The sequence below is a fragment of the Mesorhizobium sp. ANAO-SY3R2 genome, from assembly GCF_042466635.1.
Lineage (GTDB): Bacteria > Pseudomonadota > Alphaproteobacteria > Rhizobiales > Rhizobiaceae > Aminobacter.
Window position 1 is genome coordinate 4,185,883 of sequence record NZ_CP159955.1, and the last position, 25,477, is coordinate 4,211,359.

Sequence of the window (25,477 nt, forward strand, 5' to 3'; positions counted from 1 at the left end):
ACATGGCATATGACGTCGTCGTCATCGGATCCGGCCCAGGCGGCTATGTGTGCGCCATCAAGGCGGCACAGCTTGGCCTGAAGGTGGCCGTGGTCGAGAAGAACGCGACCTTCGGCGGCACCTGCCTGAACATCGGCTGCATTCCCTCCAAGGCGCTGCTGCATGCGTCGGAAATGCTCGCCGAGGCGCAGCACTCATTCGACGCTCTCGGTGTCGAGGTTGGCACGCCGAAGATGAACCTGACGAAGATGATGGCGCACAAGGACACGACGGTGAACGCCAACGTTTCGGGCGTCTCGTTCCTGTTCAAGAAGAACAAGATCGACAGCTTCAGGGGCACCGGCAAGGTGCTGGGCGCCGGCAAGGTGGCGGTCGTCGGCGACGACGGCCAGTCGCAGGAGCTCGAGACGAAGAACATCGTCATTGCCACCGGCTCTGACGTTGCCGGCATCCCGGGCGTGGACGTGGCCTTCGACGAGAAGGTGATCGTGTCGTCGACGGGCGCGCTGTCGCTGGAAAAGGTGCCTGGTCACCTGGTGGTGGTCGGCGGCGGCGTCATCGGCCTCGAGCTCGGCTCGGTCTGGGCCCGTCTCGGCGCCAAGGTGACGGTGGTCGAATATCTCGACACCATCCTGGGTGGCATGGACGGCGATGTCGCCAAGCAGTTCCAGCGCATGCTGGCCAAGCAGGGTTTTGAGTTCAAGCTCGGCTCCAAGGTGACCGGTGCGGCCAAGTCCACGAACGGTGCGACGGTGACCTTCGAGCCGGTCAAGGGCGGGGCTGCCGAGACCATCGAGGCCGACGTCGTGCTGGTGGCGACCGGCCGCAAGCCCTACACCGACGGCCTCGGCCTCAAGGAAGCGGGCGTCGAGATGGACGAGCGCGGCCGCGTCAAGACCGACGGCCACCTGCGCACCAACGTTGCGGGCATCTATGCCATCGGCGACGTTGTGGCCGGCCCGATGCTGGCGCACAAGGCCGAGGACGAGGGCGTGGCGGTGGCCGAGATCATCGCCGGCCAGGCCGGGCATGTGAACTACGACGTCATCCCCGGCGTGGTCTACACCAGCCCGGAAGTGGCCTCGGTCGGCAAGACCGAAGAGGAACTCAAGAAGGCCGGCATCGCCTACAAGGTCGGCAAGTTCCCGTTCACGGCCAACGGCCGGGCGCGCGCCATGCTGCACACCGATGGCTTCGTCAAGGTGCTGGCCGACAAGGACAGCGACAAGGTGCTGGGCGTGCACATCGTCGGCTTCGGCGCCGGCGAGATGATCCACGAAGCGGCGGTGCTGATGGAGTTCGGTGGTTCGTCGGAAGACCTCGGCCGCACCTGCCACGCGCATCCGACGATGTCGGAAGCGGTCAAGGAGGCGGCGCTCGCCACCTTCTTCAAGCCGATTCACATGTAAGGAACGGCAGTTCCAAACTGGATGAAAAGAAGCGGCCCGCCATGAGCGGGCCGTTTGCTTTGGTCAGTGAACTTAGCCGCCTGACGGAGCCGGGGCTGGCGTCGTGGTGCCGCCACCACCCGACGGGGCCGGAGCGGGAGCCGTGGTGCCGCCACCCGAAGGTGCTGGCGCTGTCGTGCCGCCGCCTGATGGCGCCGGTGCCGGGGCAGGCGTTGTCGGAGCGGGAGCTGGCGCGGTCGTGGATGGCGCTGGCGTCGTAGGCGCGGGAGCAGGCTTGGCCGGGGCAGGTGCCGGCGCGGTTGCCGCCGGCGGCTGTGCGGGAGTTGGCGTCTTGGCGGCCCTCTGACCAAAGAGGTAGTAGGCCAGCGCTGCCAACAGCACGATGATGATGGCGATGAGCCAAGTACTGCCCATGCCCGATTGCCCGCCAGAGCGGCCTGGATCTGGATTGTTCGCCATTGAAATCTCCCTCAGCTTGCTCCGCAATGATTGCGTGAACGTCGCAATCAACGCGCGAAACGCGTTTCGGTTTCAACTGTGCCGAAAAATCTCGGGAAATCTTGGATAGACTGGGCGTTCAACGTCTGTGGAAGCAAGAAAGCTTCACCGGTCCGCTGATGTGACGGTGTAGCCGGCCTTGCGGAACAGCTCGACCAGCCCGTCGGGGCCGGGCAGGTGCATGGCGCCGACGGCCAGGAAGGCGTCGCCTTGGGCGAGGATCGGATCGGCGCGCTCGGCCATGGTCTTGTTGCGGGTCGTGACCATCGCCTCCTCGAAGGCGGCGTAGCCTGACTCGTCGGAGGCGCTCGAGGGCAAGGCATTGCGGAACAGCGGCCAGAACATGCCGGTGTCGCCGCGCCGGTAGATGACGATCATCGTCTCAATGATGTCGTCCATGCGGTCGCCGAGCTTGAGCGTCTCGACCAGGCCCTTGATGTGGAACTCCATCGGCAGCGAGGCCATGGCCGAAAGCTGGTCGGCGGCGGTCTCCAGGCCCTTGACCTCCTTGCCGGCGGCCTTGGCCTGCTGAGCAAGAAGAACGTCGAGCACCGGTGCGCCGCCTGTCTTGCGGGCGAGTTCGCAGGCCGGAAGGGCAATCATCGCCGACAGCATCCACGGCTTCATCTTGGTGACGCTGGCGGGCGGGATGCCGCGCGCTTGCAGGGCTGCGTTGACGGTTTTGGCTTCGTCCGGTGTCATCAGCGAGGCGAGCGTGGTGTTGTCGGTGAACATCATCAGTTCGGGCTGCTTCATCAGCGAGGCGAGCATCGCCTGCTGGTCGAGCACGTCGGTGGTCTCGATGACCAGCGTATGCGATGCGTCGAAGGCCTTTGTTGCGGCGGGCTCCAGCGCGGTGACGCGGGGATCGGCGACATGCATCGTGCCGTAGAGCCAGGACGGCTTCTGGCCCGGCTTTTCCAGCTTCCACAGCAGGCCTTCGCCATTGAGGGTAGCCTTTCCCTCGGCCTCGATCTTGCCGAGCAGGGCCGGGTCGCTCGCGGCGAGCTCGGCGAGCATGTCCTTGCCCTTGCAGCCCGGGGATTCGGCATGCACCTTGCCGGCGACCAGGAATGCCACCGCGAAGAACAGGATGAAGAACAGCACGTTGAGCGCTGCGAGCAGCTTCAGCGCGGGAAGCGAGGCACGGTCGGCGAGTGCGACGATACGTTTCATGCTGCCAGCGTAGCCGCCAAAAGCGGCAAAATGGTTAACGCCGCAGTGACAATTGTCAGGCGCGCGGGTGGGCTGCTTCATAGACCTCGAGCAGGCGGGCGGTGTCGACGCCGGTGTAGATCTGGGTGGTCGACAGGCTGGCGTGGCCGAGCAACTCCTGGATGGTCCTGAGGTCGCCGCCGCGGCCGAGCAGATGGGTGGCAAAGGAATGGCGCAGCGCGTGCGGGGTGGCGGTATCAGGCAGGTTGAGCGCCGAACGCAGCTTGCGCATGTCGCGCTGGATGATGGCAGGGTCGAGTGGTCCGCCGCGGGCGCCGCGGAACAGCGCGCCCTCGGCGCCGAGATGATGGGGGCAGAGTTTTCGGTATTCCGCCACCGCCTGGAGGGCGACGGGCAGGACCGGCACCAGGCGCGTCTTGCCGCCCTTGCCGGCGACGCGCAGCACGGTGTCGGCGGATGAGGCGAGATCGGCGCCCGTGAGCCCCAGCGCCTCGGAGATGCGCAGGCCCGAGCCATAGAGCAAGGTCAGCACGGCGGCGTTGCGCGCGGCGATCCACGGCTTCTCGGCGAGTTGTTCGCGGGCCGAGACGACACGCTTGGCGTCGACTGCGGTCAAGGGTTTGGGTAGCGATTTCGGCTGCTTTGGCGCGCGCAGCGCTGCGGAGCCGGCGGCGTTGACCAGCCCCTGGCGTTCGAGGAAGCGCAACAGAGAGCGCACCCCGGCGAGGCCGCGCCCGAGCGTGCGGGGACCGGCACCGTCGGCACGGCGGGTGGCCAAAAAGCCGCGCAGGTCGGCCGGGCGCAGGTCGCTGATGTCGGCAATGCCGGGCGGGCCGCCGCAATGGCCGGTGAGGAATTGCAGGAACTGGCGGGTGTCGCGCTCATAGGCGTCGACTGTCAGCGCCGACAGGCGGCGTTCGCTTGCCAGCGACCTGAGCCAGCTTTCGCGCGCCGACTGGAGGTCGGGTTTTGCGGCGATGAGGAATTCCTGCATTGGCAGCGCGGGTCCGATTGAATAAGTCAGTGATGACTTAACGAAGTTAGCAACCGGTGAAGCGTAGGCGATGGCCAAACTCAATAATCCAGTCCAGATGGCCGTGATCGGCGCCGCCCACGGCATCAAGGGCGAACTCAGGGTGAAGACCTTCACCGGCGATCCGCTGGCCCTTGGCGACTATGGGCCGCTTTACGCCAAGGACGGCCGCGCCTTCGAGATCACCGACATCAGGCCGGCCAACGAGGTGGTGGTGGTGCGCTTTAAGGGCGTGACCGACCGCAATGCCGCCGAGGCCCTGACCAACACCGAGCTGTTCGTCGACCGCGCAGCACTGCCCGACGACACCGAAGAGGGCGAATTTTACCACGCCGACCTGGTCGGGCTTGCCGTGCGCGACGAGACCGGCGAGCCGGTCGGCAAGGTGTTTGCCGTCCAGAATTTCGGTGGCGGCGACATTCTGGAAATCCAGTACCAGGGCCGCAAGGGCGTGCTGATCCCGTTCACTGAAGCCGCGGTGCCGGTGGTCGATGTGGCTGGCGGTTTCGTCGGCATCGACACGGCGGCGGCCGGGCTTGTCGAGAGCGAAGATGACGATGAGGCTCCTTCCGACGGCGAGTTCGAGCACAAGCGCCGGCCGCGCGGGCCGAAGGACGCCGGGGGCAATCGCTGATGTTCCGCGCAACTGTGCTCACGCTCTATCCGGAGATGTTTCCCGGCGCGCTGGGGGTGTCGCTGGCGGGGCGGGCGATGGAGCGCGGCGACTGGGCGCTGGAGGCGGTACAGATCCGCGACTTCGCCACTGACAAGCATCGCACGGTAGACGATACACCGGCCGGCGGCGGGGCGGGCATGGTGATGCGCGCTGATATCCTGGCGAAGGCTATCGATTTTGCTTCGCCCGAGGGCGATCCGCGCCCGCGCATCCTGATGAGCCCGCGCGGCAAGCCGCTTACGCAGGAACGCGTGCGGGAGCTCGCAGCCGGCCCGGGGGCCGTGATCCTGTGCGGCCGATTCGAAGGCGTCGACCAGCGTGTCATCGACGCGCGTGAGCTGGAAGAGATTTCCATCGGCGATTTTATTCTCTCTGGCGGCGAACCGGCGGCCCTTGTGCTGCTCGACGCGGTGGTCCGGCTGTTGCCCGGCGTCATGGGCAACGAGGTGTCGGGCGACGAAGAGAGCTTCGAGGGCGGGCTGCTCGAGCATCCGCACTACACGCGGCCGCAGGAATTCGAGGGCCGCGCTATCCCCGAAGTGCTGACCTCGGGCAACCATGGCAAGATCGCGAAATGGCGGCGCGCGGAAGCGGAGAAGCTGACCAAGGAGCGGCGGCCGGATCTGTGGGCGCAACATAAACGCTGAACGTTTCCGGTGTCTGCCGGAAATCAGTTTGCGGCTGACCGCCGATTTGCCAAGAGGACGGTGCCCCCATCCTCTATCCCTCCCCACAAGGGGGAGGGAGGACACTGGCATCGACGTCCTACGATTTGCGCGTGACGGGGCCTGCCGCGCGCTTCGACGGCTTCCTCGCTACGCGATGAACTTCCGATGCTGCCAAGTGGTAGGGCTGGATTAGCGCCTCCGCCGATATCTTCCATTGCGCGTGAAGCCGCTGGATCATGTCGACATTGAGCATGCGCTTGCGGTTCACGATTTCGGAGGCGCGCGATGCCGAGCCCAGGACAGTTGCCAGGTCGCGCTGCTTCAGTCCCCGCATTTCCATATATGAGACGATGGCACTGACAGGGTCCGGAGTATCGATCGGATAGTGCTTGTCCTCATAGGACTCGATGAGGGTCGAAAGCACGTCAAAGCGTTCCGCAGCCGCGCTGCCCGGTTTGGGTTCATTCTCGAAATACTTGGCCACCTCGGCAATGGCCCATTCCAGGTCGTCATCGTTTCGAATGGGGCGAATATTCTCCATCACACCTTCTCCACGTCTATCCTGTCGTATTCGGCATGCGTTCCGACGAATTTGACCAGTACGCGCTTGAACGTGTAGCTGACATGCACGACCAGCCTGTATTTGTTGCCGGCGATGTCGAAGACAATGCGGTTGTCGGCGACAAAGTCGACGTTGGCACCGAAGGTGGCTTTCACGTCAGCTGGGCCTGTCCACACCGCTGTGCCGACTGCCTGATACCATGCAGTCAGAGGACGTTGCGCCTGTGGGTGCTTTTCCCAGAAGTCACGCAGCGTCTTCTTGCTCAGTATCTGCATGATTTCATATAGCTGTTTCCCAACATGGGAACAACAATATTCCCAATCCGGGAAGTCAGGTGCTGTGCCCCCAGAGGTCTCACCCCTTCGTGAAATAATGCAAGGCCAAAAACAGTCCGACCGCGACGACGAGCGCGCGGACGACGCCTTGCGGTACGCGCCGTGCAGTCCAGACGCCGGCATAGCCGCCAAGTGCGACGCCCGGCACCATGATTGCGGCTTGCATCCAGGCGACGACCCCGCCGGAGGCGAAGATGACGATGGCGACCGCTGCGATGACGATGGAGAGCAGGTTCTTCAGCGCGTTGAGCCGGTGGTAGTCGCCACCCTCGGTGAGGCCGAGGGTCGCGAGCATCATCACGCCCATGCCGGCGCCGAAGAAGCCGCCATAGATCGAGGTGAAGAACTGGATGATGCGGCCGGCAAGCGATGAGGTCGCGCCTTCAGGGCGCTCGGCGAGCTTCTTCGGGCGCAGCCATGGACCGGCGGCGAACAGGGCGGTTGCGGCAAGCAGAAGCCACGGCACCAGCGCGCCGAACGAGACATTGTCGAGCGACAACAGCAGCAGCGAGCCAAGCAGGGCGCCGATGGCCGAGATGACGGCGAAGGCCAGCGCACCGCGCCACATCGCCTTGATGTCGTGGAGATAGGCATAGGTCGAAGTGATGTAGCCTGGGAACTGGGCGATCGACGAAGTGGCATTGGCCGAAATCGGCGGCAGGCCCGTCATGGTGAGTGCGCCGAAGGTGAGAAAAGTGCCGCCGCCGGCGATGGCGTTGACGACGCCCGAGAAAAAGCCCGAAAGAAACAGTATTGCGACAGAGATGAGCGACACTTTGGCTGCCTGAGACGTTTGCGTCTCTGTCGTTTAGGAAGCGGTGCGCGGCCACGCAAGCCATGGCCGCCCGATGGCGGCGGGCTGGCCCAACATCGGGTATCGAAGGCCGATTGCCGCCTGCTGCACGCCATGGTCGCAAAAAAGACGCGGGCAAAGGCGTGACAAATGGCCGAAATAGCGCTATGTGCCCGCCCGACCGGACGAAGAATCGACCGGACCCGTCAATAGTGACGGTGTAGTCGCCCCTGCCTTTTCGATCGAAAGTGAAAAGAGGCATAACCGAGCGGTCCATGTGACTGCGAGGCGAGCGTAGGGCGCTCTGGCTGTCGGAACGAACAAGAAGAGGTACCTACGATGGACATCATCCGTCAGCTCGAGGCCGAACAGGCCGCCAAGATCGAAGCCAAGCGCACGCTTCCCGAATTCCAGTCCGGCGACACCGTTCGCGTTCTGGTTCGCGTCACCGAAGGTTCGCGTACCCGCGTCCAGGCCTATGAAGGCGTTGTGATCGCCCGTGCAGGCGCTGGCTTCCAGGAAAACTTCACCGTCCGCAAGATCTCTTATGGCGAAGGCGTGGAACGCGTGTTCCCGGTCTACTCGCCGATGATCGAGGGCGTCGAGATCGTCCGCCGCGGCAAGGTTCGCCGCGCCAAGCTCTATTACCTGCGTGATCGTCGCGGCAAGTCGGCGCGTATCGTCGAGAACACCAGCGTGCGCGCCCGCAAGCTGAACGACGCCGAGCGCGAAGCAGCCAACGCCGAGAAGGCCCGCATCGAGGCCGAGAAGATCGCTGCAGCACAGGCCCTCGCCGCCGAGAAGGCAGCGCAGGAAGCCGCCGAGAAGGCAGCAGCCGCTGCGGCCGAACCCGCCGCCGAATAAGATCCGGCGACACCAGTTCCGAAAGGGCGGCCTCGTGCCGCCCTTTTGCGTTTGAGGGAACAGAATTCCTATTCTTCCCGGGTGGAGGCATTGCACCGGCTTGCAAGCCGGCACGGGACGGCTAAAGTCTCGCCCAATCGACCGGGCCAACCGGTCTCGTCATTTCGGGGAACCCAACATGCGCAATCTCAAGCTCGCACTTGCCGGCGCCTTCGCCGTCGTGCTTTCGCCCTTTGTCGCTCATGCCGAAGGCCTGCCGGATCTCGGCGGCAAGACGGTGGTGGTGGTGACGGAGAACGCCTATCCGCCGCTGCAGTTCGTCGATCCCAAGACCGGCAAGCAGATCGGTTGGGAATATGATGCGATGGACGAGATCGCCAAGCGGCTGAACTTCAAGGTCGAGTACCAGAACACCAGCTGGGATGCGATGATCCAATCGGTTTCCGACGGCCAGTACAACATCGGCATGACCGGCATCACCATCAAGGACGACCGCAAGGAGAAGGTGGATTTCTCCGATCCCTACATGCGCTCGCAGCAGTTCATGCTGGTGCGCGGCGACGAGAGCCGCTTCACCGACGCCAAGAGCTTCGGCGCGTTCAAGGACGGGCTGATCGCGGCGCAGCCGGGCACCTCGCCGTTCTACACGGCCGTCTACGAGATCCTCGACGGCAATGAGCAGAACCCGCGCATCAAGCTGTTCGAGACGTTTGGCGCCACCGTGCAGGCGCTGAAGGCCGGCGACGTCGATCTGGTGCTGACCGACGGGGTCGCCGCGCAAGGCTATGTCGACGCCTCCGAGGGCAAGCTCAAGGTGGTCGGCGAGCCGCTCGGCAGCGAGGACTTCGGCTTCATCTTCCCCAAGGGGGCCGACCTTGTCGCCCCGGTCAATGCCGCCATCGCCGCCCTCAAGGCCGACGGCACGCTTGATGCGCTGAACAAGAAGTGGTTCCTCGACTACAAGATGGGGCAGTGAGCGGGGAACTGGCAGTGTCTACGCTCTACGTCGCCCCCCTCTGGCCTGCCGGCCATCTCCCCTTCAAGGGGGGAGATCGGCAGGCCGCAATGTCAGTTCCCCGAGCAATCGCTCGGTAGATGCAGGCGCCTTCCCCTCACTCGGTTAGCAAGGAAGACTTCCCCTGGTGGCTCGTTGCCGCCGGGGTGATCGCCGTTGCGGCGGCGCTGGCGATCGTCTCCAGCGACGTCTACAGCCAGATCTTCTCCACGGTGGCGACGGGCCTGTGGGTGACGCTGTTCGTCACCATCGTCGGCTTCGGGCTGGCCTCGGCGCTTGGGCTCGGTATCGCACTGATGGCGCTTTCGGGCTCGATCTGGCTCAGGCAGATCGCGCGCTTCTATGTCGAGATCATCCGCGGCGTGCCGATCCTGGTGCTCTTGTTCTGGATCGCCTTCGTCGGCGCGCCGGCCGGGGTTGCGGCGTGGAACTGGGCGCTCGCGCCGCTGCGCGAGGCGGGCTATGTCGGCGAGGTGATGGTGCGTGACTTCTCGCTGCTGTGGCGGGCGATCATCGCACTGACCATCGGCTACTCGGCCTTCATCGCCGAGGTCTTCCGCGCCGGCATCCAGGCCGTCGACAAAGGCCAGATCGAGGCCGCCAAGGCGCTCGGCCTGTCGCGCACCCAGCGGTTCCGGCTGATCGTCTTCCCGCAAGCGATCCGCACCATCCTGCCGCCGCTGGGCAACGACTTCGTGGCGATGGTCAAGGATTCCTCGCTGGTATCGGTGCTGGGCGTCGCCGACATCACCCAGATGGCCAAGGTCTATGCCTCGGGCTCGTTCCGCTTCTTCGAGACCTATTCCATCGTCGCCTATGTCTATCTGCTGCTGACCGTCAGCCTGTCCTTGGGGCTCAGGGCGCTGGAGCGGCGGCTGCGGCGGGGACATGCCCAATAGAGCCGCTGCCATCGCAATTGCCGGAAGCGCAAAACCTTGATATGAGCGGGGCCATGGAAGAGCTCTTTGGAGATCCGGCCTATAAGGGTTTCGTGCTGCAGGACCACAAGCGCCTGCCGTCGAGGTTCTTTGCGCTGATTTCCGGCGCGCTTAGCTGCCGACTTTCCTGAGCCGACGGGCTGCCACCGGCGTTGCTGCCGGCCTCTTTCCATCTTATCGCCATCGACGGATCAAAGACCATGAGCGCACCGCGTACCCTCTACGACAAGATTTTCGACGATCACGTTGTCGACCGCCAGGACGACGGCACCTGCCTGCTCTATATCGACCGCCACCTCGTGCATGAGGTGACCAGCCCGCAGGCCTTCGAGGGCCTGCGCATGACGAACCGCCAGGTCCGCCATCCGGAGAAGACGCTGGCCGTGGTCGATCACAACGTGCCGACCTCGCCGGACCGCAAGAACGGCATCAAGAACGAGGAAAGCCGCATCCAGGTCGAGGCGCTCGCCAAGAACGCCGCCGACTTCAATGTCGAGTATTATTCCGAGAACGACAAGCGCCAGGGCATCGTCCACATCGTCGGCCCCGAGCAGGGCTTCACGCTGCCGGGCATGACCATCGTCTGCGGTGACAGTCACACCTCGACGCACGGCGCCTTCGGCGCGCTGGCCCACGGAATCGGCACCTCCGAGGTCGAGCATGTGCTGGCCACCCAGACGCTGATCCAGAACAAGGCCAAGAACATGCTGGTGCGTGTCGACGGCCAGCTGCCGGAAGGCGTTACCGCCAAGGACATCGTGCTCGCCATCATCGGCGAGATCGGTACTGCCGGCGGCACAGGCTATGTCATCGAATATGCCGGCGAGGCGATCCGCGCGCTGTCGATGGAAGGCCGCATGACGGTCTGCAACATGTCGATCGAGGGTGGCGCCCGCGCAGGCCTGATCGCGCCCGACGAGAAGACCTACGCCTACGTCAAGGACAAGCCGCGCGCGCCAAAGGGCGAGGCATTCGACATGGCGCTCGAATACTGGAAGACGCTGCACACCGACGAAGGCGCGCATTTCGACAAGGTGATCGTGCTCGATGCAGCCAAGCTGCCGCCGATCGTCACCTGGGGCTCTTCGCCCGAGGACGTCGTGGCCATCACCGGCGTGGTGCCGGATGCCGAAGAGATCGCCGACGAGAACAAGCGCAACTCCAAGAAGCGCGCGCTCGACTATATGGGCCTGACCGCCGGCACCAAGATCACCGACATCGCCATCGACCGGGTCTTCATCGGCTCGTGCACCAACGGCCGCATCGAGGATTTGCGCGCGGTGGCCAAGGTCGTCGAGGGCAAGAAGGTGGCTTCCACCGTCAGCGCCATGATCGTGCCGGGTTCCGGCCTGGTCAAGGAACAGGCTGAAGCCGAAGGCCTCGACAAGATCTTCGTTGCTGCCGGCTTCGACTGGCGCGAACCGGGCTGCTCGATGTGCCTGGCCATGAACGACGACCGGCTGAAGCCGCACGAGCGTTGCGCTTCGACCTCGAACCGCAACTTCGAAGGTCGCCAGGGCTTCAAGGGCCGCACCCATCTGGTGTCGCCGGCGATGGCGGCGGCGGCGGCAATTGCCGGCCACTTCGTCGACATTCGCGACTGGAACTGAGCAGCCGCGCCGATCTTCGGACGGTGACGGACGAGAGGCGGCGGGTTCATCCCGCCGCCTTTGCTTTTTGTTGAGGATCAATTGATCCATGCCAGCTTCCGCAAGGGCACGTTAACGTCTTTTTCGCCTTGGCATGATTTACTGACGGCAAGGGAGACGACCTCGAACGATGAGCGGTGCAGGGTTCATACTTGCGATAAACCTGTTCGTTGCGGGCCTTTTGGCCAGTGCGTTCATGATGATCGCGGTCTATGATGTCAGGCGCATTTCCGCGCGCTGGCTAGCTCTCGCCTATGCGCTCGGTGTCGCCTATCTGGCCATCGAGGCCGTCATTCCCTTGATGTCGAATGCCCGCATGGCGGTGGTGCTCGGCTTTGCCACATTTCTCGGCGCCACCATCGTCCTGAATGTCGGGCTGGCCCACAAATACGATTCCATGCCGCCATGGAAACCGATGCTGGCATTCCTGGCGCTTGCCACCCTCGTCGTCTATTTCGTCCAGGACCTGCCGCGCCACTCGCTCGGGCGCATGATGGCCTATCAGTTGCCGTTTGGCGCGATGCAGTTCGCCGGTGCGCTTCTGGTATGGTCGGCGCGCAAGCGGCTTGACCGGCTCGACTATGGGCTGATGGCAATCTTGTCGGTCAGCGGCGCGCATTTCATCGCCAAGCCGTTCATGGCACATGCGCTCGGCGGCTGGGGGACTGATCCGCAGGCCTATCTGGGCAGCACCTATGCGCTGTTTTCGCAGTCGCTGGGAACGGTACTGAGCATTTCATTGGCACTTCTGATACTGGTGGTGCTGGTGCGCGACGTGCTTGGCGAAGCCACCGCCCGCTCGGAGACCGACGCGCTGTCGGGCCTGCTCAATCGTGGCGGTTTCGAGCGGCACGCCGCCGCTGCCCTGCGCGACGCCGTGCGCCAAGGGTTGCCGGTGACGCTGGTGATCTCCGACCTCGATCACTTCAAGGCAATCAACGACAGCTACGGCCACGCGTCGGGCGACCGCGTCATCGAAGCCTTTTCGCACTTCATCCATGAATCCAAGGCTGGACATCATATCGCTGGACGTATCGGCGGCGAGGAATTCGCCATCATCTTGCCGGGAACTCATCTGGCTGCGGCGCGCCTGTTTGCCGAGGGCGCGCGTAGTGCTTTCTCCGCCCTGCCGATCCAGGGGCTTCCGGCGAGCTGTCGCTTCACCGCGAGTTTCGGCGTAGCCGAGCTCGTCGCCGGTGAAGGCATCGACCAACTGTTGCGCCGCGCCGACGCAGCACTCTACGAGGCCAAGAAGGACGGCCGCGACTGCGTCCGCCTAGCTGCGGGCAACATGGCCCAACTGCCTGCCGATTCGAACATCGTGTCGTTTGGCGGCAAGCCGCCGTCAGCATGAAGGTTGCCGGACGAGGAATGGCTTAACGGCAGACCATTCCGATCTGGGGAATTACCCCTTCGTGAAAGCCGTACATGTAGCTGCGGCCCCAGACCAGGACCGGCGGGCTGTAGCAATAGGGGCCAGCACCTCCGCCCTGCTGGTCGGGATTGCCGGCCTGAGGTGCGGCAGGCCCGGAATTGGCGGGCCCGGAATTGGCAGGCCCTGAATAGTTTGCGTATTGGCGCGCGGATCCCCCCTGGCCGACCACGATTCGCTTCGGGCCGCCGGGGCGGTCGAAGATGAGATTGCCGAAGGAATCGGCATAGACACGCACCGAGCCGGCTCCCTGGGCGGCAGCAGGCGCAGGCAGGCCCAAGGCCACGGTAAGAGCAATTCCGGTTGCAGCAGTCAAAGGGCGCATCGCACAATCTCCATGGTCGGCGGCGCGAATTCTCGAATCGATACTTAATCCTTTCTTAATCTTTGTTAATAGCGCGGCCGAAAAGATTAATGCGCTTGGTTAATTTTGTCTTGGCGGTGCGGGCCCGACTCAGTTGGTGAGCGGGTTGGTGGGCGTTCCTGGGATGTTGCATCGCAGTCGCGATTGCCTACGCGGCGGCCCTGATGGCCGCACTCTCGCGCTGCGAAGCCATTTCTTCAATCGATTGAAGCTGCAAAGTGACTAAATAGGTGCGCCAGAACGGTTTTCCGACTTTGACGCGATGCAAAAAGAGCATTAGAAAGCGCGCAGTTCGACGTCGCATATCGGTGCGACTGCGCCGTATTCAAACATAGCCACGCTCGGATGCAGACCCGGGGGAGCCATGAGCAAATCACAAGCAACCCAAGCCACATCGCGCGCGCGGCCCCTGTCGCCGCACCTCTCCATCTATCGGCCGCCGATCACCATGACGACGTCGATCCTGCACCGCATCACCGGCGGCGCGCTCTATTTCGGCACGCTTCTGGTTGCCTGGTGGCTGATCGCCGCAGCGACCTCGCAGGAATATTTCGACTTCGTCAGCTGGGTCTTCGGTAGCTGGATCGGCCGGCTGGTGCTGCTCGGCTACACCTGGGCGCTGATTTTTCACATGATGGGCGGCATCCGTCACCTGATCTGGGACACCGGTGCGGGGCTCGAAAAGCACACCGCGTCGAAGATCGCCTGGGCGACCGTGTTTGCGTCGGTGGTGCTGACTGCCCTGATCTGGGTCGTCGGCTACATGGCGCGGGGGATTTGAGATGAGCGGCTCCAACAACGACATGCGCACGCCCCTTGGCAAGGTGCGCGGCCTGGGCTCCGCCCGCGAAGGCACCGAGCATTTCTGGCGCCAGCGCCTCACGGCCGTCGCCAACGTCCCGCTGATGCTGTTCTTCGTCGGCCTGCTGGTCGCGCTCAACGGTGCCGATTTCGCTACCGTCCGCGCCGCGCTCGCCAACCCGTTCGTGGCGCTGATTATGGCGCTGATGCTGATTTCGGGCCTCTACCACATGCGGCTCGGCATGCAGGTGGTCATCGAGGACTACGTGCATGGCGAGGGCGCCAAGCTGGCGCTCATCATGCTCAACACATTCTTTACCGTGGCAGTCGGCGCAGCATCGCTCTTCGCCCTGCTCAAGATGGCATTCGGAGGCTGATACGGTGGCCAGCAAGTCCAGCGGAGCATCCGCCTATACATTTGTCGATCACAAGTTCGACGTCGTCGTCGTCGGCGCCGGTGGTGCCGGCCTGCGCGCCACGCTCGGCATGGCCGAGCAGGGCCTGAAGACGGCCTGCATCACCAAGGTGTTCCCGACCCGCTCGCACACCGTCGCAGCACAGGGCGGCATTGCCGCCTCGCTGCAGAACATGGGTCCCGATTCCTGGCAGTGGCACCTGTTCGATACCGTCAAGGGCTCGGATTGGCTCGGCGACGTCGATGCCATGGAGTATCTGGCGCGCGAGGCGCCGGCCGCCGTCTATGAGCTCGAGCACTACGGCGTGCCCTTCTCGCGCACCGAGGACGGCAAGATCTACCAGCGCCCGTTCGGCGGCCACATGATGAACTATGGCGACGGTCCGCCCGTGCAGCGCACCTGCGCTGCCGCCGACCGCACCGGCCACGCCATCCTGCACACGCTCTATGGCCAGTCGCTGAAGCACAACGCGCAGTTCTTCATCGAATATTTCGCGCTCGACCTGATCATGGAGCCGGACGGCACCTGCACCGGCGTCGTTGCTTGGAACCTCGATGACGGCACCATCCACCGCTTCTCGGCGAAGATGGTGGTGCTGGCAACCGGCGGCTACGGACGCTCCTATTTCTCCGCCACCTCGGCGCACACCTGCACCGGTGACGGCGGCGGCATGGCCGCACGTGCTGGCCTGCCGCTCCAGGACATGGAGTTCGTGCAGTTCCACCCGACTGGCATCTATGGTTCGGGTTGCCTGATCACCGAAGGCGCGCGCGGCGAAGGGGGGTATCTCGTCAACTCCGAGGGCGAGCGCTTCATGGAGCGTTATGCGCCGTCGGCCAAGGACCTGGCGTCGCGCGACGTGGTTTCGCGCTGCATGACGCTGGAAATCCGTGAAGGCCGTGGCGTCGGCAAGAACAAGGACCACATCTACCTGCACCTCGACCATCTCGATCCGGCGGTGCTGCACGAGCGTCTGCCGGGCATCTCGGAATCGGCAAAAATCTTTGCCGGCGTCGACGTGACCCGTGAGCCGATCCCGGTGCTGCCGACGGTCCACTACAACATGGGCGGTATCCCGACCAACTACTGGGGCGAGGTGCTGAACCCGACCAAGGAAGATCCGGACCGTGTGTCGCCGGGCCTGATGGCCGTCGGCGAGGCCGGCTGCGCTTCGGTGCACGGGGCCAACCGTCTCGGTTCGAACTCGCTGATCGATCTGGTGGTGTTCGGCCGTGCGGCGGCTATCCGCGCCGGCCAGGTGGTCGACCGCGATGCACCGATCCCCGCGCCGAACGAGGCCTGCGTCGAAAAGATCATGGCCCGCTTCGACCGGCTGCGTAACGCCAATGGCAGCACGCCGACGGCTGTCCTACGCGAGAAGATGCAGAAGGCGATGCAGGACGACGCCGCCGTGTTCCGCACCCAGGAATCGTTGGAGCAGGGTTGCAAGCGCATCTCCGAGATCTGGGGCGAGATGAAGGACATCAAGGTGTTCGACCGCTCGCTGATCTGGAATTCGGATCTGGTGGAGACGCTGGAGCTCGAAAACCTGATGGCCAACGCGATCGCCACCGTCTATGGCGCGGAAGCCCGCAAGGAAAGCCGCGGCGCCCATGCCCGCGAGGACTTTTCGGCCCGCGACGACGTCAACTGGCGCCAGCACACGCTGGCCCATGTCGCCGAGGATGGCGAGGTGACCCTGACCTACAGGCCGGTGCACACCGAGCCGCTGGTCAAGGAAGAGGACGGCGGTATCAGCCTGGCCAAGATCGCGCCGAAGGCGCGGGTTTATTGAGAAGGACGATTTCGAATGGTTGAACTCGCTCTCCCGAAAAACTCGCAGGTCAAGCCGGGCAAGACCTGGCCGAAGCCGGAAGGCGCCACCAATCTGCGCGAGTACCGGATCTACCGCTGGTCGCCAGATGATGACGAGAACCCGCGCATCGACACCTATTTCGTCGATGTCGACGACTGCGGGCCGATGGTGCTGGACGCGCTGCTCTACATCAAGAACAAGATCGACCCGACGCTGACGCTGCGCCGTTCCTGCCGCGAAGGCATCTGCGGTTCGTGCGCGATGAACATCGACGGCTCGAACACGCTGGCCTGCACCAAGGGCTGCGACGATATTTCGGGTGCGGTGAAGATCTACCCGCTGCCGCACATGCCCGTCGTCAAGGATCTGGTGCCTGATCTCACCAACTTCTATGCCCAGCATCGCTCGATCGAGCCGTGGCTGAAGACGGTGTCGCCGGAGCCGGCGAAGGAATGGCTGCAGAGCCACGAAGACCGCGCCAAGCTCGACGGGCTCTACGAGTGCATCCTGTGCGCCTGCTGCTCGACCTCGTGCCCGAGCTACTGGTGGAACGGCGACCGCTATCTTGGTCCGGCCACGCTGCTGCAGGCCTATCGCTGGCTGATCGACAGCCGCGACGAAGCCACGGGCGAGCGCCTCGACAATCTCGAGGATCCTTTCCGGCTCTATCGCTGCCATACGATCATGAACTGCGCCCAGACATGCCCGAAGGGTCTGAACCCGGCCAAGGCGATCGCCGAAATCAAGAAGATGATGGTCGAGCGCCGGGTGTAGTCCCAGGCTCATCGTCCGACAACAAGACGGCCCGGCTGCCTTCGCAGTCGGGCCGCTTTGCATTTGTGGCCGGGCAGAAGAGTCCGCTCGCCACGTCGCCGTGCCCTTGGGTCGACAAAAAGATGGCCGGACGCAGGTCTGCCCCCCAGCGTCCGGCCACCGGCTGGCACAGGATGCCACTGCCCAGGCATTGCCTGCGCACAACCGGATCTCTCATCCCGGCCGCCGCAGCGGTCAGGGCTTCGGTTCTTCAGGCTCCTTCGGCGGCTTCGGTTCCGCCGGCTTCGGCTCCTTGCTGCCGAGCGCCATAGGCGCAAGGAAGGCGCGCGGGTTGAAGCCCGCCGCGGCGAGCGCCGCGAGCGTCTTGAGAAACTGAAGGTGGTGCATGTCCGTTGTCCTTGTGCCGCATGGACTGGCCCACTTCGATTCGCCGGGGCAAACTATCCACCCTTCGCGCCGGGTTCTTGGACTGGACGGCACAGACTGACGGACCGGGAGGTCCTGGATTGACGTATCGCACCGCGCGAACTAAAAGGCGCGCCTCGCGTTTTGGTTGTGTTGCGTTAGGTGGGTCGATGACAGCTGCTGAGGGCAAGTTCAGTTCATTCCGCGTGCAGACCGACCAACTCCCGGCACATGAGCGCTTGCCGGTCCTGCGTGAAGTCTACGGGCGCACGATCCTCAAGGCGGACCTTGAGCCGGTCGGCGATACCCCTGTTGGGATGGACATGCGGGTGCGGCTGCTGCCAGGCGTCGGCATCGCCACCGGATCGGCCTCGCCGATCAGGGTTGCCGTCAAATCCGAGATGATTGACAACGACGATGTCATCCTGCTCGCCGCCTTGGCCGGCGGCAGCCACATGCGGATCGGCCAGCAGGAAGAAAGCGTGCTGCCGGGATGCGCAATGTTTGTGCCCGGTGGCCGGGTGGGCGCGAACGTAACGCGGCCCGGCTTCACCTATGTCAATTTGCGCTTCGAGCGCAAGGCGCTGCAGCCCTTGGTCGGCGACGTCTCCGGGATGCTGATGCGGCCGCTCCCCGTACATGAGGGGCCCCTGCATCTTCTGCTGAGCTACGCCACCGCGCTGCAGAAGCTGGACGCGACATTGCCGGGCAACATGGCGCGCACTGTCGCGAGCCACCTGCTGGACCTGAGCGCGCTGACGCTCGGGGCGACGCGCGATGCGGAACAAGTTGCGCTCGGGCGCGGACTGAGCGCGGCGAGGCTCGCCGCCATCAAGGCCGACATCGCCAGCCGCGCCGACCTGCGCGGGCTCTCGGCCGATGAGATCGCGGCGCAGCACAAGCTGTCGCCTCGCTACGTCCGCAAACTGTTCGAGAGTGAGCGGCTGTCATTCACCGAGTTCGTGCTCGGCCAAAGGCTGAAGCGGGCGCACGACATGCTCAACGATCCGCTGCGCGCGTGCCAGAGCATCACCGACATCGCCTATGACGCCGGCTTCAACGACCTGTCCTATTTCAACCGGGCGTTCCGCCGGCGCTACGACGCGACGCCGTCAGACATCAGGGCGAACACGCTGGCGGCGTGACGGCCGCGGACGCCTGTGGGCCTGTTGCAGCGCCCGCGACCGAATGGGCTCAGGCGAGCCTGGCGTCGAGCGAGACCTTGATCGCGCCGAGCGCCTTGGACACCGGGCAGCCTTCCTTGGCCTTGGCCGCCAGTTCCTGGAACTTCGCGGCGTCGATGCCCGGCACGGTGCCGACCAGGGTGAGCGCGCTTTCGGTGATGCCGGTGCCGGGGATCAGGGTGACTGTGGCCTTGGCGTCGAGCTTTTCGGCCGGTGTGCCGTTTTCGGCGAGAAAGTGCGACAGCTGCATGGCAAAGCAGCCGGCATGGGCGGCGGCGATCAGTTCTTCCGGATTGGTGCCGGATTTGCCGCTTTCGTCCTCGAAGCGCATCTTGAAGGAGTAGGACTGGCCCTTGAGTACGCCGCTTTGCGTGTCGAGCGTTCCGGAGCCTTCCTTGAGCGTACCTTTCCAGACGGCATTGGCGGTGCGGTTCATGACTTTCTCCCTTTGTTCGGCGAGCGGCCACAGGGCGGCGCCGACCTAACTATAGCGCCAGGCTCGGCGTGGGTCAGTCCGTGAATTGCCGATACGCGCCTTGACGAGAAGCGCCGTCAGATCGCCTCGCCCTTGAGCAGGCGTGGCGTCTCCCCCGTCAGCCCCGAGGCCTGGCGGATGAAATACTCCTTGAGCCGCGGCACGCGGTCGACGAGGCCGAGGCCGATGTCGCGGACAGCGCGGATGGGGCCGATGTCGTTGGAGAACAGCCGGTTGAGCACGTCGGTGGTCACCCCCATGCGCACGGTGTCGAAGCGGCGCCAGACCTCGTAGCGCTCGAGCACGTCGAGTGCGCCGATGTCCTGGCCGAGGCGGTCGGCCTCGACGATGGTCTCTGCGAGCGCGGCCGCATCCTTGAAGCCGAGGTTGAGGCCTTGGCCGGCGATGGGGTGGATGCCGTGGGCGGCGTCGCCGGCCAGCGCGAAGCGCGGCGCGACGAAGGAGCGGGCGAGCGTGAGACCCAACGGCCAGGCGCGCGGCTTGTCCTCGACGCGAATTTCGCCGAGCTTCAGGCCGAAGCGCTGCTCGAGCTCGACCTCGAAGACGAAGGGGTCGCCCTTGACCAGCTTCTCGGCATCTTCGGTGCGCTCGTTCCAGACGATCGACGAGCGGTTGACCCCGTCCTTGGTCGGCTTGAGCGGCAGCGTGGCGAAGGGGCCAGCGGGCAGGAAATGCTCCTCGGCGCGGCCGCCATGCGGACGCTCGTGCGCGACGGTGCAGACGATGCCGGACTGGCCGTAGTCCCAGCGCACGATCTTGATACCGGCCATGTCGCGCAGCCTGGAATTGACGCCGTCGGCGGCGACCAGCAGCCTGACATCCATGCTGACGCCATCGGCGAGATGCACCTTGGTGATGGCGCCCGCGGTTTCGAAGGACTGGACGGCGACGCCCTCTATGATGTCGATGCCCAGTTCGGCGGCGCGGCGGCGCAGCGCGCCGTTGAGCGCCTTGTTCTCGACCATGTGGGCGAAGGGCTCGCCGGCGCCGACTTCGCCGTCGAAGGTGAGAAAGACCGGGCGCACCGGATCGGCGGCCTTCGAATCGGTGATGACCATGTCGGTGATCGCCTGGGCCTCGGGCGCGATCTCTTCCCAGCAGCCGAGGCGATCGAGCATGCGGCAGGCAGCGGCGGCAATCGCCGAGGCGCGGCCGTCCTTGCGCCAGACCTCCGGCGGGGCGGCGTCGACGATGGCGACGTGCAGGCTGGGACGTGCCTGCTTGATCGAAACCGCGGTGGCAAGGCCGACATAGCCGGCTCCGGCGACGAGCACGTCGAACTTGGTCGATTTCTTTTCGTCGGTCTCGTGCGTGGCCATGGTAGCATCCTCTCCGACTTGGCAACCCGCCTTGACTCGACGGGGCGTCCTGATGGAAACCGGGTATACTTCCGTCCCGCAAAAGGGGAAAGCATGCCAGCGCCCATACAAGAGCTTCTCAGCATTCTCAACATCGAGGAGCTGGAACACAACCTGTATCGTGGTCGCAGCCCGCAGGTTAAGTGGCAGCGCGTGTTCGGCGGCCAGACCATCGCCCAGGCGCTGGTGGCGGCGCAGCGCACCGTCGAGCCCGCCCGGCACGTGCATTCGCTGCATGGCTATTTCATGCGGCCGGGCGACATCACCGTGCCCATCGTCTACGAGGTCGACCGCATTCGCGACGGCTCAAGCTTCACCACCCGCCGCGTGGTGGCGATCCAGCATGGCCATGCGATCTTCTCGCTCGAAGCCTCGTTCCAGGTCGATGAGCCGGGCCTCGACTACCAGATGCCGATGCCGCTCGACGTGCCGCCTCCGGAGGAGCTGAAATCGCAGCGCGAACTGCTCGAGGAGGCGCCGCACGTGCCCGACGTGGTCCGCCTGTTCTGGGCCAAGGAGCGGCCTCTCGAGCTGCGGCCAGTCTATGTCGAGCACTATTCGAGCCGCGACAAGCTGCCACCGCTGCAGAAAGTGTGGATCCGGCTGACCGGCCCGGTTCCGGACGACCGGGCGCTGCACAGCGCATTGCTTGCCTATCTCTCCGACATGACGCTGCTCGATACGGCGACCTTCGCCCATGGCCGCGGCATCTTCGATCCCGATATCCAGGCGGCGAGCCTCGATCATGCCATGTGGTTCCATCGCGAGCATCCGCTCGACGGCTGGCTGCTCTACACCCAGGACAGTCCCTCGACATCGGGCGCGCGCGGCTTCACCCGTGGCGCACTCTACGCCCAGGACGGCACGCTGATCGCCTCGGTGGCGCAGGAAGGCCTGATCCGTCTGCGCACAAAATAGGCATTCTTTCAGTAATGCGCATTTTGTAGGCATGTGCACGGCTGCACCTGCGAAGCCTGCCGCACGCGTGAACTAATTTACATCGTTATTTCAATCACTTGGCTCGTGCTGGCGCAATTGGCACGGTCCTTGAATCACCTTTTGCATTCACCGGTGGCTTTCGGGTCCGCCGGCGATGACTGCAATCGCGGGGGACCCGCATCAGCAAGGGGTGAAACCTGATGAAAATCGTGATGGCCATCATCAAGCCGTTCAAGCTCGACGAGGTGCGCCAGGCGCTCACCAATGTCGGCATCCAGGGCCTGACCGTCACCGAAGTCAAAGGCTACGGGCGGCAGAAGGGGCACACCGAGATCTACCGCGGCGCCGAATATGCCGTCAGCTTCCTGCCCAAGATCAAGATCGAAGTCGCTGTCAGCACCGACCTCGTCGACAAGGTGGTCGAGGCGATCAGCGCCGCCGCCAAGACCGGCCAGATCGGCGACGGCAAGATCTTCGTCTTCGGCATCGAGCAGGCCGTGCGCATCCGCACAGGCGAAACCGACACCGACGCGCTCTGAGCGGCCCAACCAATTGTCATGGAGACCTCAATGCAAATTCCTTCCATTTTGAAGACAAGGGCCTCACTGAAGTCGGCGGCGCGCTCGGCTCTGCTCGGCACGCTGGCCATGGGCGCGCTCGGTTCGGTCGCTGCCTTCGCCCAGGAAGCGGCGGCACCGGCTGCTGCCGAAGCCCCTGCTGCCGCAGCACCGGCCCTCAGCTCCGGCGACACCGCCTGGATGCTTGTCTCGACCATCCTCGTGCTGTTCATGATCCTGCCGGGCCTGGCGCTGTTCTATGGCGGCCTGGTGCGCGCCAAGAACATCCTTTCCGTCCTGATGCAGAGCACGATGATCACCGCCGCGATGATCGTGGTGTGGGTTCTGTGGGGTTATTCCTTTGCCTTCGGCGGCGGCGACAGCCCCTATTGGGGCGGCCTCGGCAAGGTGTTCCTCGCCGGCGTGAGCCCGAGCTCCGAATCCGGCAGCATTCCCGAATTCGTCTTCATCTGCTTCCAGATGACCTTCGCCTGCATCACGCCCGCGCTGATCATCGGCGGCTTCGCCGAGCGTGTGAAGTTCGCCGCCGTCATCCTGTTCGTGGTGCTGTGGGCGACCTTCGTCTACTTCCCGATCGCGCACATGGCCTGGGATAGCCACGGCCTGTTCTTCGGCTGGGGCACGATGGACTTTGCCGGCGGCACCGTGGTCCACATCAATGCGGGCATTGCCGCCCTGGTCGGTGCGATCATGATCGGCAAGCGCGTCGGCTACGGCAAGGACAACATGGCCCCGCACTCGCTGCCGCTGACGCTGATCGGCGCCGCGGTTCTGTGGGTGGGCTGGTTCGGCTTCAACGCCGGCTCGGCGCTGGCCGCCAACGGCACCGCAGCGCTCGCCATGATCAATACCTTCACCGCGACCGCCGGCGCAGTGGTCTCCTGGGCCGCGATCGAGAAGATTGTCCGCGGCAAGGCCTCGATGCTCGGCGGCGCCTCGGGCATCGTCGCTGGCCTGGTCGCAGTCACTCCGGCTGCCGGCTTTGTCGGCCCGGTCGGCGCGATTGTCCTGGGCGCCATCGCCAGCGCCGTGGCCTACTATTTCGTGGCCGTGGTCAAGATCAAGCTCGGCTACGACGACTCGCTCGACGTCTTCGGTATCCACGGCGTGGCCGGCATCGTCGGCGCCATCGGCACCGGTGTGCTGGCGTCGTCCTCGCTCGGTGGCGTCGGCTATGCCGAGGGCGTGACCATGGGAGCACAGGTTTGGACGCAGATCGTCGCGGTGCTGATCACGGTTGCGTGGTGCGGCGTGGCTTCGGCCATTCTCTACAAGGTCGTTGACCTGATCGTCGGCCTGCGCCCGACGCCGGAAGCCGAGCGCCAGGGCCTCGACCTGACCTCGCACGGCGAAGTGGCCTACCACGTCTAGCTAGCGCGAAACGGCCGCCCCACGCAGGCGGCCGCATCCTCCCAATCCCGTCGTGGCCGCTCAAAAAAGCGGACACGCTTTGGGGCCCGGAGCGATCCGGGCCTCCTTTTTTATGACGATCGAGCAATGGGATGAGGTCGAATTCAGGCGAAGAAGGCCCGGATTCGGGGCCACAAGCCTATCGCCGAACGGACGCGGCGGGCCGCGATGTCGCCCTTCACCGTTTCGCCGAAGTGGCAATAGCAGACGATATTGTGCAGTTGCCGATCCGACAGGGAGAAGAAGCGCTTTGCCTCGCCATAGCTGTCGTCGGTGAGGCCGGCCGCCCGGAAAGCCACATCCTCGAACGCCACGGTGAGCGGCGAACCCGATGCCCGCATCGTCTGTCGTGCCTCGTAAGGCGCGAATTCGGTGCCGGAAAGCGTGCCCAGTCGTCTGTCGGGTTCGCGTTCCAGAAGCTCGGCCCAGCGCTCCAGGCGCTCGGTCCGTGACATCTGCAGTTGAGGATTTCCGGACTGGATTTCGGCATAGGCTTGCAGTTGCTCGATGCTTTGGTACTTCATCATCGCCTCCTGGTGCTGAGGTAGCTGATCAGGGGAAACTATGGCGCTGCCGGGCGGCGGCAAGGCTTGGCAACCAACTGCATGCAAAAACCCCGCAGCTTGCGGCGCGAGGCCTTGGTTTTTGTCCCGGTGCGGCTCACCGGGAGCGGCGTGAAAGCTGGGGTCAGCAACTGGTGCAATGGGGATTTCCCGGCCAAGCCGGCATCGCCGGTTCGGCCAGGAAACCCGCAACCCTCTCAAGCATCCTGCCCCCGGCGACGATGCCCGATCGAGCAGCGGCAAGATTTCGCGCGCTGGCGACGATGTAAATGCAGTGGGAATGGAACATCTGGAATCTACGGGAACTTCCAGGATGTTCTTTTGACGCATTGCTTTCGCGTGCGAAGCATAAAATATGCCGATACAGATTTTTCGGGGATTTGTCGCATGAATATCGACAAGAAACTGCGGCTGACTGCGGCTCTTGTCGGAGCGGCGACGCGCAAGGACCTGGCGGCAGCGTTTCGGCGCGTCAATCCGGCGACCGCGTTCGACGTCGACCGGGCGGACAAATGGCTGCAGGGGCGCTCGACCCCGCGGCAATTCAGCGTCTACGAGGACTGGATCAAGCTGCTTGACGTGCCCGAGACCGCGGACTGGATCGGCGACTGCGATATTGAAACCTTCATCGTGCGGATATGCGGCCAGCACGGCAAGGATCGAGAGCAACTGGAGCGCCGGGCCCTGGGGTTCGGCAAGTCGCCGCGACTGGCGCAGAACGACCAGGGTGCCACCATCACCGGCAAGTATATCTGCTATTCGCATGCCTGGTCGCCCTATACCGAGGGACAGCTGATGCGCAGTTCGTTGGTAATCGAGCAGGAGGGCGGGCCGCAGCGGCTGACGGCGACCTATACCGAGCATCTGCCCACGGTGCTGCTGCAGGCCAAGGGGCAAGTTTTCGTCACCGGACGCGGCGTCTACATCCATGTCACAGGGACGGGCGACGACCACCATTTCTTTTTCACCCTGTTCCCGTTTTCGTCGCCCGGCAGCGTTCTCGGCGGCTTCATGACGGGGGCGCCGGTGTTCGGGGCGCAGTCCCAGCCGGCCATTACGCGGATGGTCCTGGCGCGGGTCAGGGAGCCCGAAAGCCAGCCTGAAATCCTGGGTGGCTACATGGACCCCGATGTGATGATCGTGGACGACCTCAGAAACTTCGGCATCGATCTCGGGCAGCAGGATGCCGAGGACGTGATGAGGTCATTCCTGAGCCCGCCCGTCGCGGCTGGGGTGGAGAAGATTTCGAAAAGCGACTTTCAGCGGCTTGTCGATCTCTTCGACCGCGAGTGGCTGGGGCGGTAGAAGCTTTTCGCCCAAGCAGC

Annotated in this window: 28 protein-coding genes; 17 read left to right on the forward strand and 11 right to left on the reverse strand. The window is 64.4% G+C overall.

The window, feature by feature from the left end:
- Nucleotides 1–2 precede the first annotated feature (2 nt).
- On the forward strand, nucleotides 3–1,409 hold the full coding sequence (lpdA, locus tag ABSY17_RS24880) for a dihydrolipoyl dehydrogenase (protein ID WP_378946897.1): 1,407 nt from the start codon (nucleotides 3–5) through the stop codon (nucleotides 1,407–1,409).
- 72 nt (nucleotides 1,410–1,481) lie between these two features.
- Here lpdA and ABSY17_RS24885 read toward each other — a convergent pair whose 3' ends face one another.
- The 3 genes from ABSY17_RS24885 to ABSY17_RS24895 form a co-directional block, all read right to left on the reverse strand.
- The gene (locus ABSY17_RS24885) at nucleotides 1,482–1,868 is read right to left on the reverse strand and encodes a hypothetical protein (protein WP_378946900.1); all 387 of its coding nucleotides are present in this window, start codon (nucleotides 1,866–1,868) and stop codon (nucleotides 1,482–1,484) included.
- Nucleotides 1,869–2,012: 144 nt separating this feature from the next.
- A complete protein-coding gene (locus tag ABSY17_RS24890) occupies nucleotides 2,013–3,083 on the reverse strand; it encodes a TraB/GumN family protein (RefSeq protein WP_378946903.1) in 1,071 nt (356 codons plus the stop codon).
- A gap of 55 nt (nucleotides 3,084–3,138) precedes the next feature.
- Nucleotides 3,139–4,077, reverse strand: a complete 939-nt coding sequence (locus tag ABSY17_RS24895) for a tyrosine recombinase XerC (RefSeq protein ID WP_378946905.1) — start codon at nucleotides 4,075–4,077, stop codon at nucleotides 3,139–3,141.
- A gap of 70 nt (nucleotides 4,078–4,147) precedes the next feature.
- Here ABSY17_RS24895 and rimM point away from each other — a divergent pair, with 70 nt between their 5' ends.
- Entirely contained in the window at nucleotides 4,148–4,750 is a 603-nt protein-coding gene (gene rimM, locus ABSY17_RS24900; RefSeq protein WP_378946908.1) for a ribosome maturation factor RimM, read from the forward strand.
- Nucleotides 4,747–5,439, forward strand: coding sequence for a tRNA (guanosine(37)-N1)-methyltransferase TrmD (trmD, locus tag ABSY17_RS24905; protein WP_378953003.1), 693 nt, complete (start codon nucleotides 4,747–4,749; stop codon nucleotides 5,437–5,439). Before rimM ends, trmD begins: the two co-directional genes overlap by 4 nt.
- Nucleotides 5,440–5,557: 118 nt before the next feature.
- On the opposite strand, the gene ABSY17_RS24910 is transcribed toward trmD, so the two are convergent.
- From ABSY17_RS24910 to ABSY17_RS24920, 3 genes are all read right to left on the reverse strand, one after another.
- Nucleotides 5,558–6,001: a type II toxin-antitoxin system HigA family antitoxin gene (locus tag ABSY17_RS24910; RefSeq protein ID WP_378946911.1), complete on the reverse strand. Its 444-nt coding sequence runs from the start codon at nucleotides 5,999–6,001 to the stop codon at nucleotides 5,558–5,560.
- A complete protein-coding gene (locus tag ABSY17_RS24915; protein WP_378946914.1) occupies nucleotides 6,001–6,297 on the reverse strand; it encodes a type II toxin-antitoxin system HigB family toxin in 297 nt (98 codons plus the stop codon). Before ABSY17_RS24915 ends, ABSY17_RS24910 begins: the two co-directional genes overlap by 1 nt.
- Before the next feature lie 79 nt (nucleotides 6,298–6,376).
- Complete coding sequence (locus ABSY17_RS24920) at nucleotides 6,377–7,132, reverse strand: sulfite exporter TauE/SafE family protein (RefSeq protein WP_378946916.1); 756 nt, start codon at nucleotides 7,130–7,132, stop codon at nucleotides 6,377–6,379.
- Between the two features lie 357 nt (nucleotides 7,133–7,489).
- On the opposite strand from ABSY17_RS24920, the gene rplS reads away from it, so the two are divergent.
- The 5 genes from rplS to ABSY17_RS24945 all read left to right on the forward strand — a co-directional run bounded on the left by rplS (nucleotide 7,490) and on the right by ABSY17_RS24945 (nucleotide 12,970).
- A complete protein-coding gene (gene rplS, locus ABSY17_RS24925; RefSeq protein ID WP_378946919.1) occupies nucleotides 7,490–8,014 on the forward strand; it encodes a 50S ribosomal protein L19 in 525 nt (174 codons plus the stop codon).
- A gap of 178 nt (nucleotides 8,015–8,192) precedes the next feature.
- Nucleotides 8,193–8,990 (forward strand): transporter substrate-binding domain-containing protein, encoded by a 798-nt coding sequence (locus ABSY17_RS24930; protein WP_378946922.1) that lies wholly within the window; start codon nucleotides 8,193–8,195, stop codon nucleotides 8,988–8,990.
- 119 nt (nucleotides 8,991–9,109) lie between these two features.
- Entirely contained in the window at nucleotides 9,110–9,928 is an 819-nt protein-coding gene (locus tag ABSY17_RS24935) for an amino acid ABC transporter permease (protein WP_378946925.1), read from the forward strand.
- Between the two features lie 239 nt (nucleotides 9,929–10,167).
- Nucleotides 10,168–11,577, forward strand: coding sequence for a 3-isopropylmalate dehydratase large subunit (gene leuC / locus ABSY17_RS24940; protein ID WP_378946928.1), 1,410 nt, complete (start codon nucleotides 10,168–10,170; stop codon nucleotides 11,575–11,577).
- A gap of 169 nt (nucleotides 11,578–11,746) precedes the next feature.
- A complete protein-coding gene (locus tag ABSY17_RS24945; RefSeq protein ID WP_378946930.1) occupies nucleotides 11,747–12,970 on the forward strand; it encodes a diguanylate cyclase in 1,224 nt (407 codons plus the stop codon).
- A gap of 22 nt (nucleotides 12,971–12,992) precedes the next feature.
- Here the strand turns inward: ABSY17_RS24945 and ABSY17_RS24950 are convergent, their stop codons facing one another.
- Entirely contained in the window at nucleotides 12,993–13,373 is a 381-nt protein-coding gene (locus ABSY17_RS24950; protein ID WP_378946932.1) for a hypothetical protein, read from the reverse strand.
- Nucleotides 13,374–13,776: 403 nt separating this feature from the next.
- Here ABSY17_RS24950 and sdhC point away from each other — a divergent pair, with 403 nt between their 5' ends.
- From sdhC to ABSY17_RS24970, 4 genes are read left to right on the forward strand one after another with little or no spacing between them, the layout of a single operon-like run.
- On the forward strand, nucleotides 13,777–14,193 hold the full coding sequence (sdhC, locus tag ABSY17_RS24955) for a succinate dehydrogenase, cytochrome b556 subunit (protein ID WP_378946935.1): 417 nt from the start codon (nucleotides 13,777–13,779) through the stop codon (nucleotides 14,191–14,193).
- 1 nt (nucleotide 14,194) lies between these two features.
- Nucleotides 14,195–14,590, forward strand: coding sequence for a succinate dehydrogenase, hydrophobic membrane anchor protein (gene sdhD, locus ABSY17_RS24960; protein WP_378946938.1), 396 nt, complete (start codon nucleotides 14,195–14,197; stop codon nucleotides 14,588–14,590).
- A 4-nt stretch (nucleotides 14,591–14,594) separates the two neighbouring features.
- On the forward strand, nucleotides 14,595–16,424 hold the full coding sequence (gene sdhA, locus ABSY17_RS24965; protein WP_378946941.1) for a succinate dehydrogenase flavoprotein subunit: 1,830 nt from the start codon (nucleotides 14,595–14,597) through the stop codon (nucleotides 16,422–16,424).
- Nucleotides 16,425–16,439: 15 nt separating this feature from the next.
- A complete protein-coding gene (locus tag ABSY17_RS24970) occupies nucleotides 16,440–17,219 on the forward strand; it encodes a succinate dehydrogenase iron-sulfur subunit (protein WP_378946944.1) in 780 nt (259 codons plus the stop codon).
- A 234-nt stretch (nucleotides 17,220–17,453) separates the two neighbouring features.
- On the opposite strand, the gene ABSY17_RS24975 is transcribed toward ABSY17_RS24970, so the two are convergent.
- Nucleotides 17,454–17,606 (reverse strand): hypothetical protein, encoded by a 153-nt coding sequence (locus ABSY17_RS24975; protein WP_378946947.1) that lies wholly within the window; start codon nucleotides 17,604–17,606, stop codon nucleotides 17,454–17,456.
- Nucleotides 17,607–17,725: 119 nt separating this feature from the next.
- On the opposite strand from ABSY17_RS24975, the gene ABSY17_RS24980 reads away from it, so the two are divergent.
- A complete protein-coding gene (locus tag ABSY17_RS24980) occupies nucleotides 17,726–18,769 on the forward strand; it encodes an AraC family transcriptional regulator (protein ID WP_378946950.1) in 1,044 nt (347 codons plus the stop codon).
- A 49-nt stretch (nucleotides 18,770–18,818) separates the two neighbouring features.
- Here the strand turns inward: ABSY17_RS24980 and ABSY17_RS24985 are convergent, their stop codons facing one another.
- Complete coding sequence (locus tag ABSY17_RS24985; protein WP_378946952.1) at nucleotides 18,819–19,244, reverse strand: OsmC family protein; 426 nt, start codon at nucleotides 19,242–19,244, stop codon at nucleotides 18,819–18,821.
- Between the two features lie 116 nt (nucleotides 19,245–19,360).
- Entirely contained in the window at nucleotides 19,361–20,623 is a 1,263-nt protein-coding gene (locus ABSY17_RS24990) for a ubiquinone biosynthesis hydroxylase (protein WP_378946955.1), read from the reverse strand.
- A gap of 93 nt (nucleotides 20,624–20,716) precedes the next feature.
- On the opposite strand from ABSY17_RS24990, the gene ABSY17_RS24995 reads away from it, so the two are divergent.
- The 3 genes from ABSY17_RS24995 (at nucleotide 20,717) to ABSY17_RS25005 (ending at nucleotide 23,550) form a co-directional block, all read left to right on the forward strand.
- Nucleotides 20,717–21,580, forward strand: a complete 864-nt coding sequence (locus tag ABSY17_RS24995) for an acyl-CoA thioesterase (protein WP_378946958.1) — start codon at nucleotides 20,717–20,719, stop codon at nucleotides 21,578–21,580.
- A gap of 221 nt (nucleotides 21,581–21,801) precedes the next feature.
- A complete protein-coding gene (locus ABSY17_RS25000; protein WP_378946961.1) occupies nucleotides 21,802–22,140 on the forward strand; it encodes a P-II family nitrogen regulator in 339 nt (112 codons plus the stop codon).
- A 30-nt stretch (nucleotides 22,141–22,170) separates the two neighbouring features.
- On the forward strand, nucleotides 22,171–23,550 hold the full coding sequence (locus tag ABSY17_RS25005; protein WP_378946964.1) for an ammonium transporter: 1,380 nt from the start codon (nucleotides 22,171–22,173) through the stop codon (nucleotides 23,548–23,550).
- A 143-nt stretch (nucleotides 23,551–23,693) separates the two neighbouring features.
- Here the strand turns inward: ABSY17_RS25005 and ABSY17_RS25010 are convergent, their stop codons facing one another.
- The gene (locus ABSY17_RS25010; protein WP_378946967.1) at nucleotides 23,694–24,113 is read right to left on the reverse strand and encodes a hypothetical protein; all 420 of its coding nucleotides are present in this window, start codon (nucleotides 24,111–24,113) and stop codon (nucleotides 23,694–23,696) included.
- Between the two features lie 426 nt (nucleotides 24,114–24,539).
- On the opposite strand from ABSY17_RS25010, the gene ABSY17_RS25015 reads away from it, so the two are divergent.
- Complete coding sequence (locus tag ABSY17_RS25015) at nucleotides 24,540–25,457, forward strand: hypothetical protein (RefSeq protein ID WP_378946970.1); 918 nt, start codon at nucleotides 24,540–24,542, stop codon at nucleotides 25,455–25,457.
- Nucleotides 25,458–25,477: the final 20 nt, after the last annotated feature.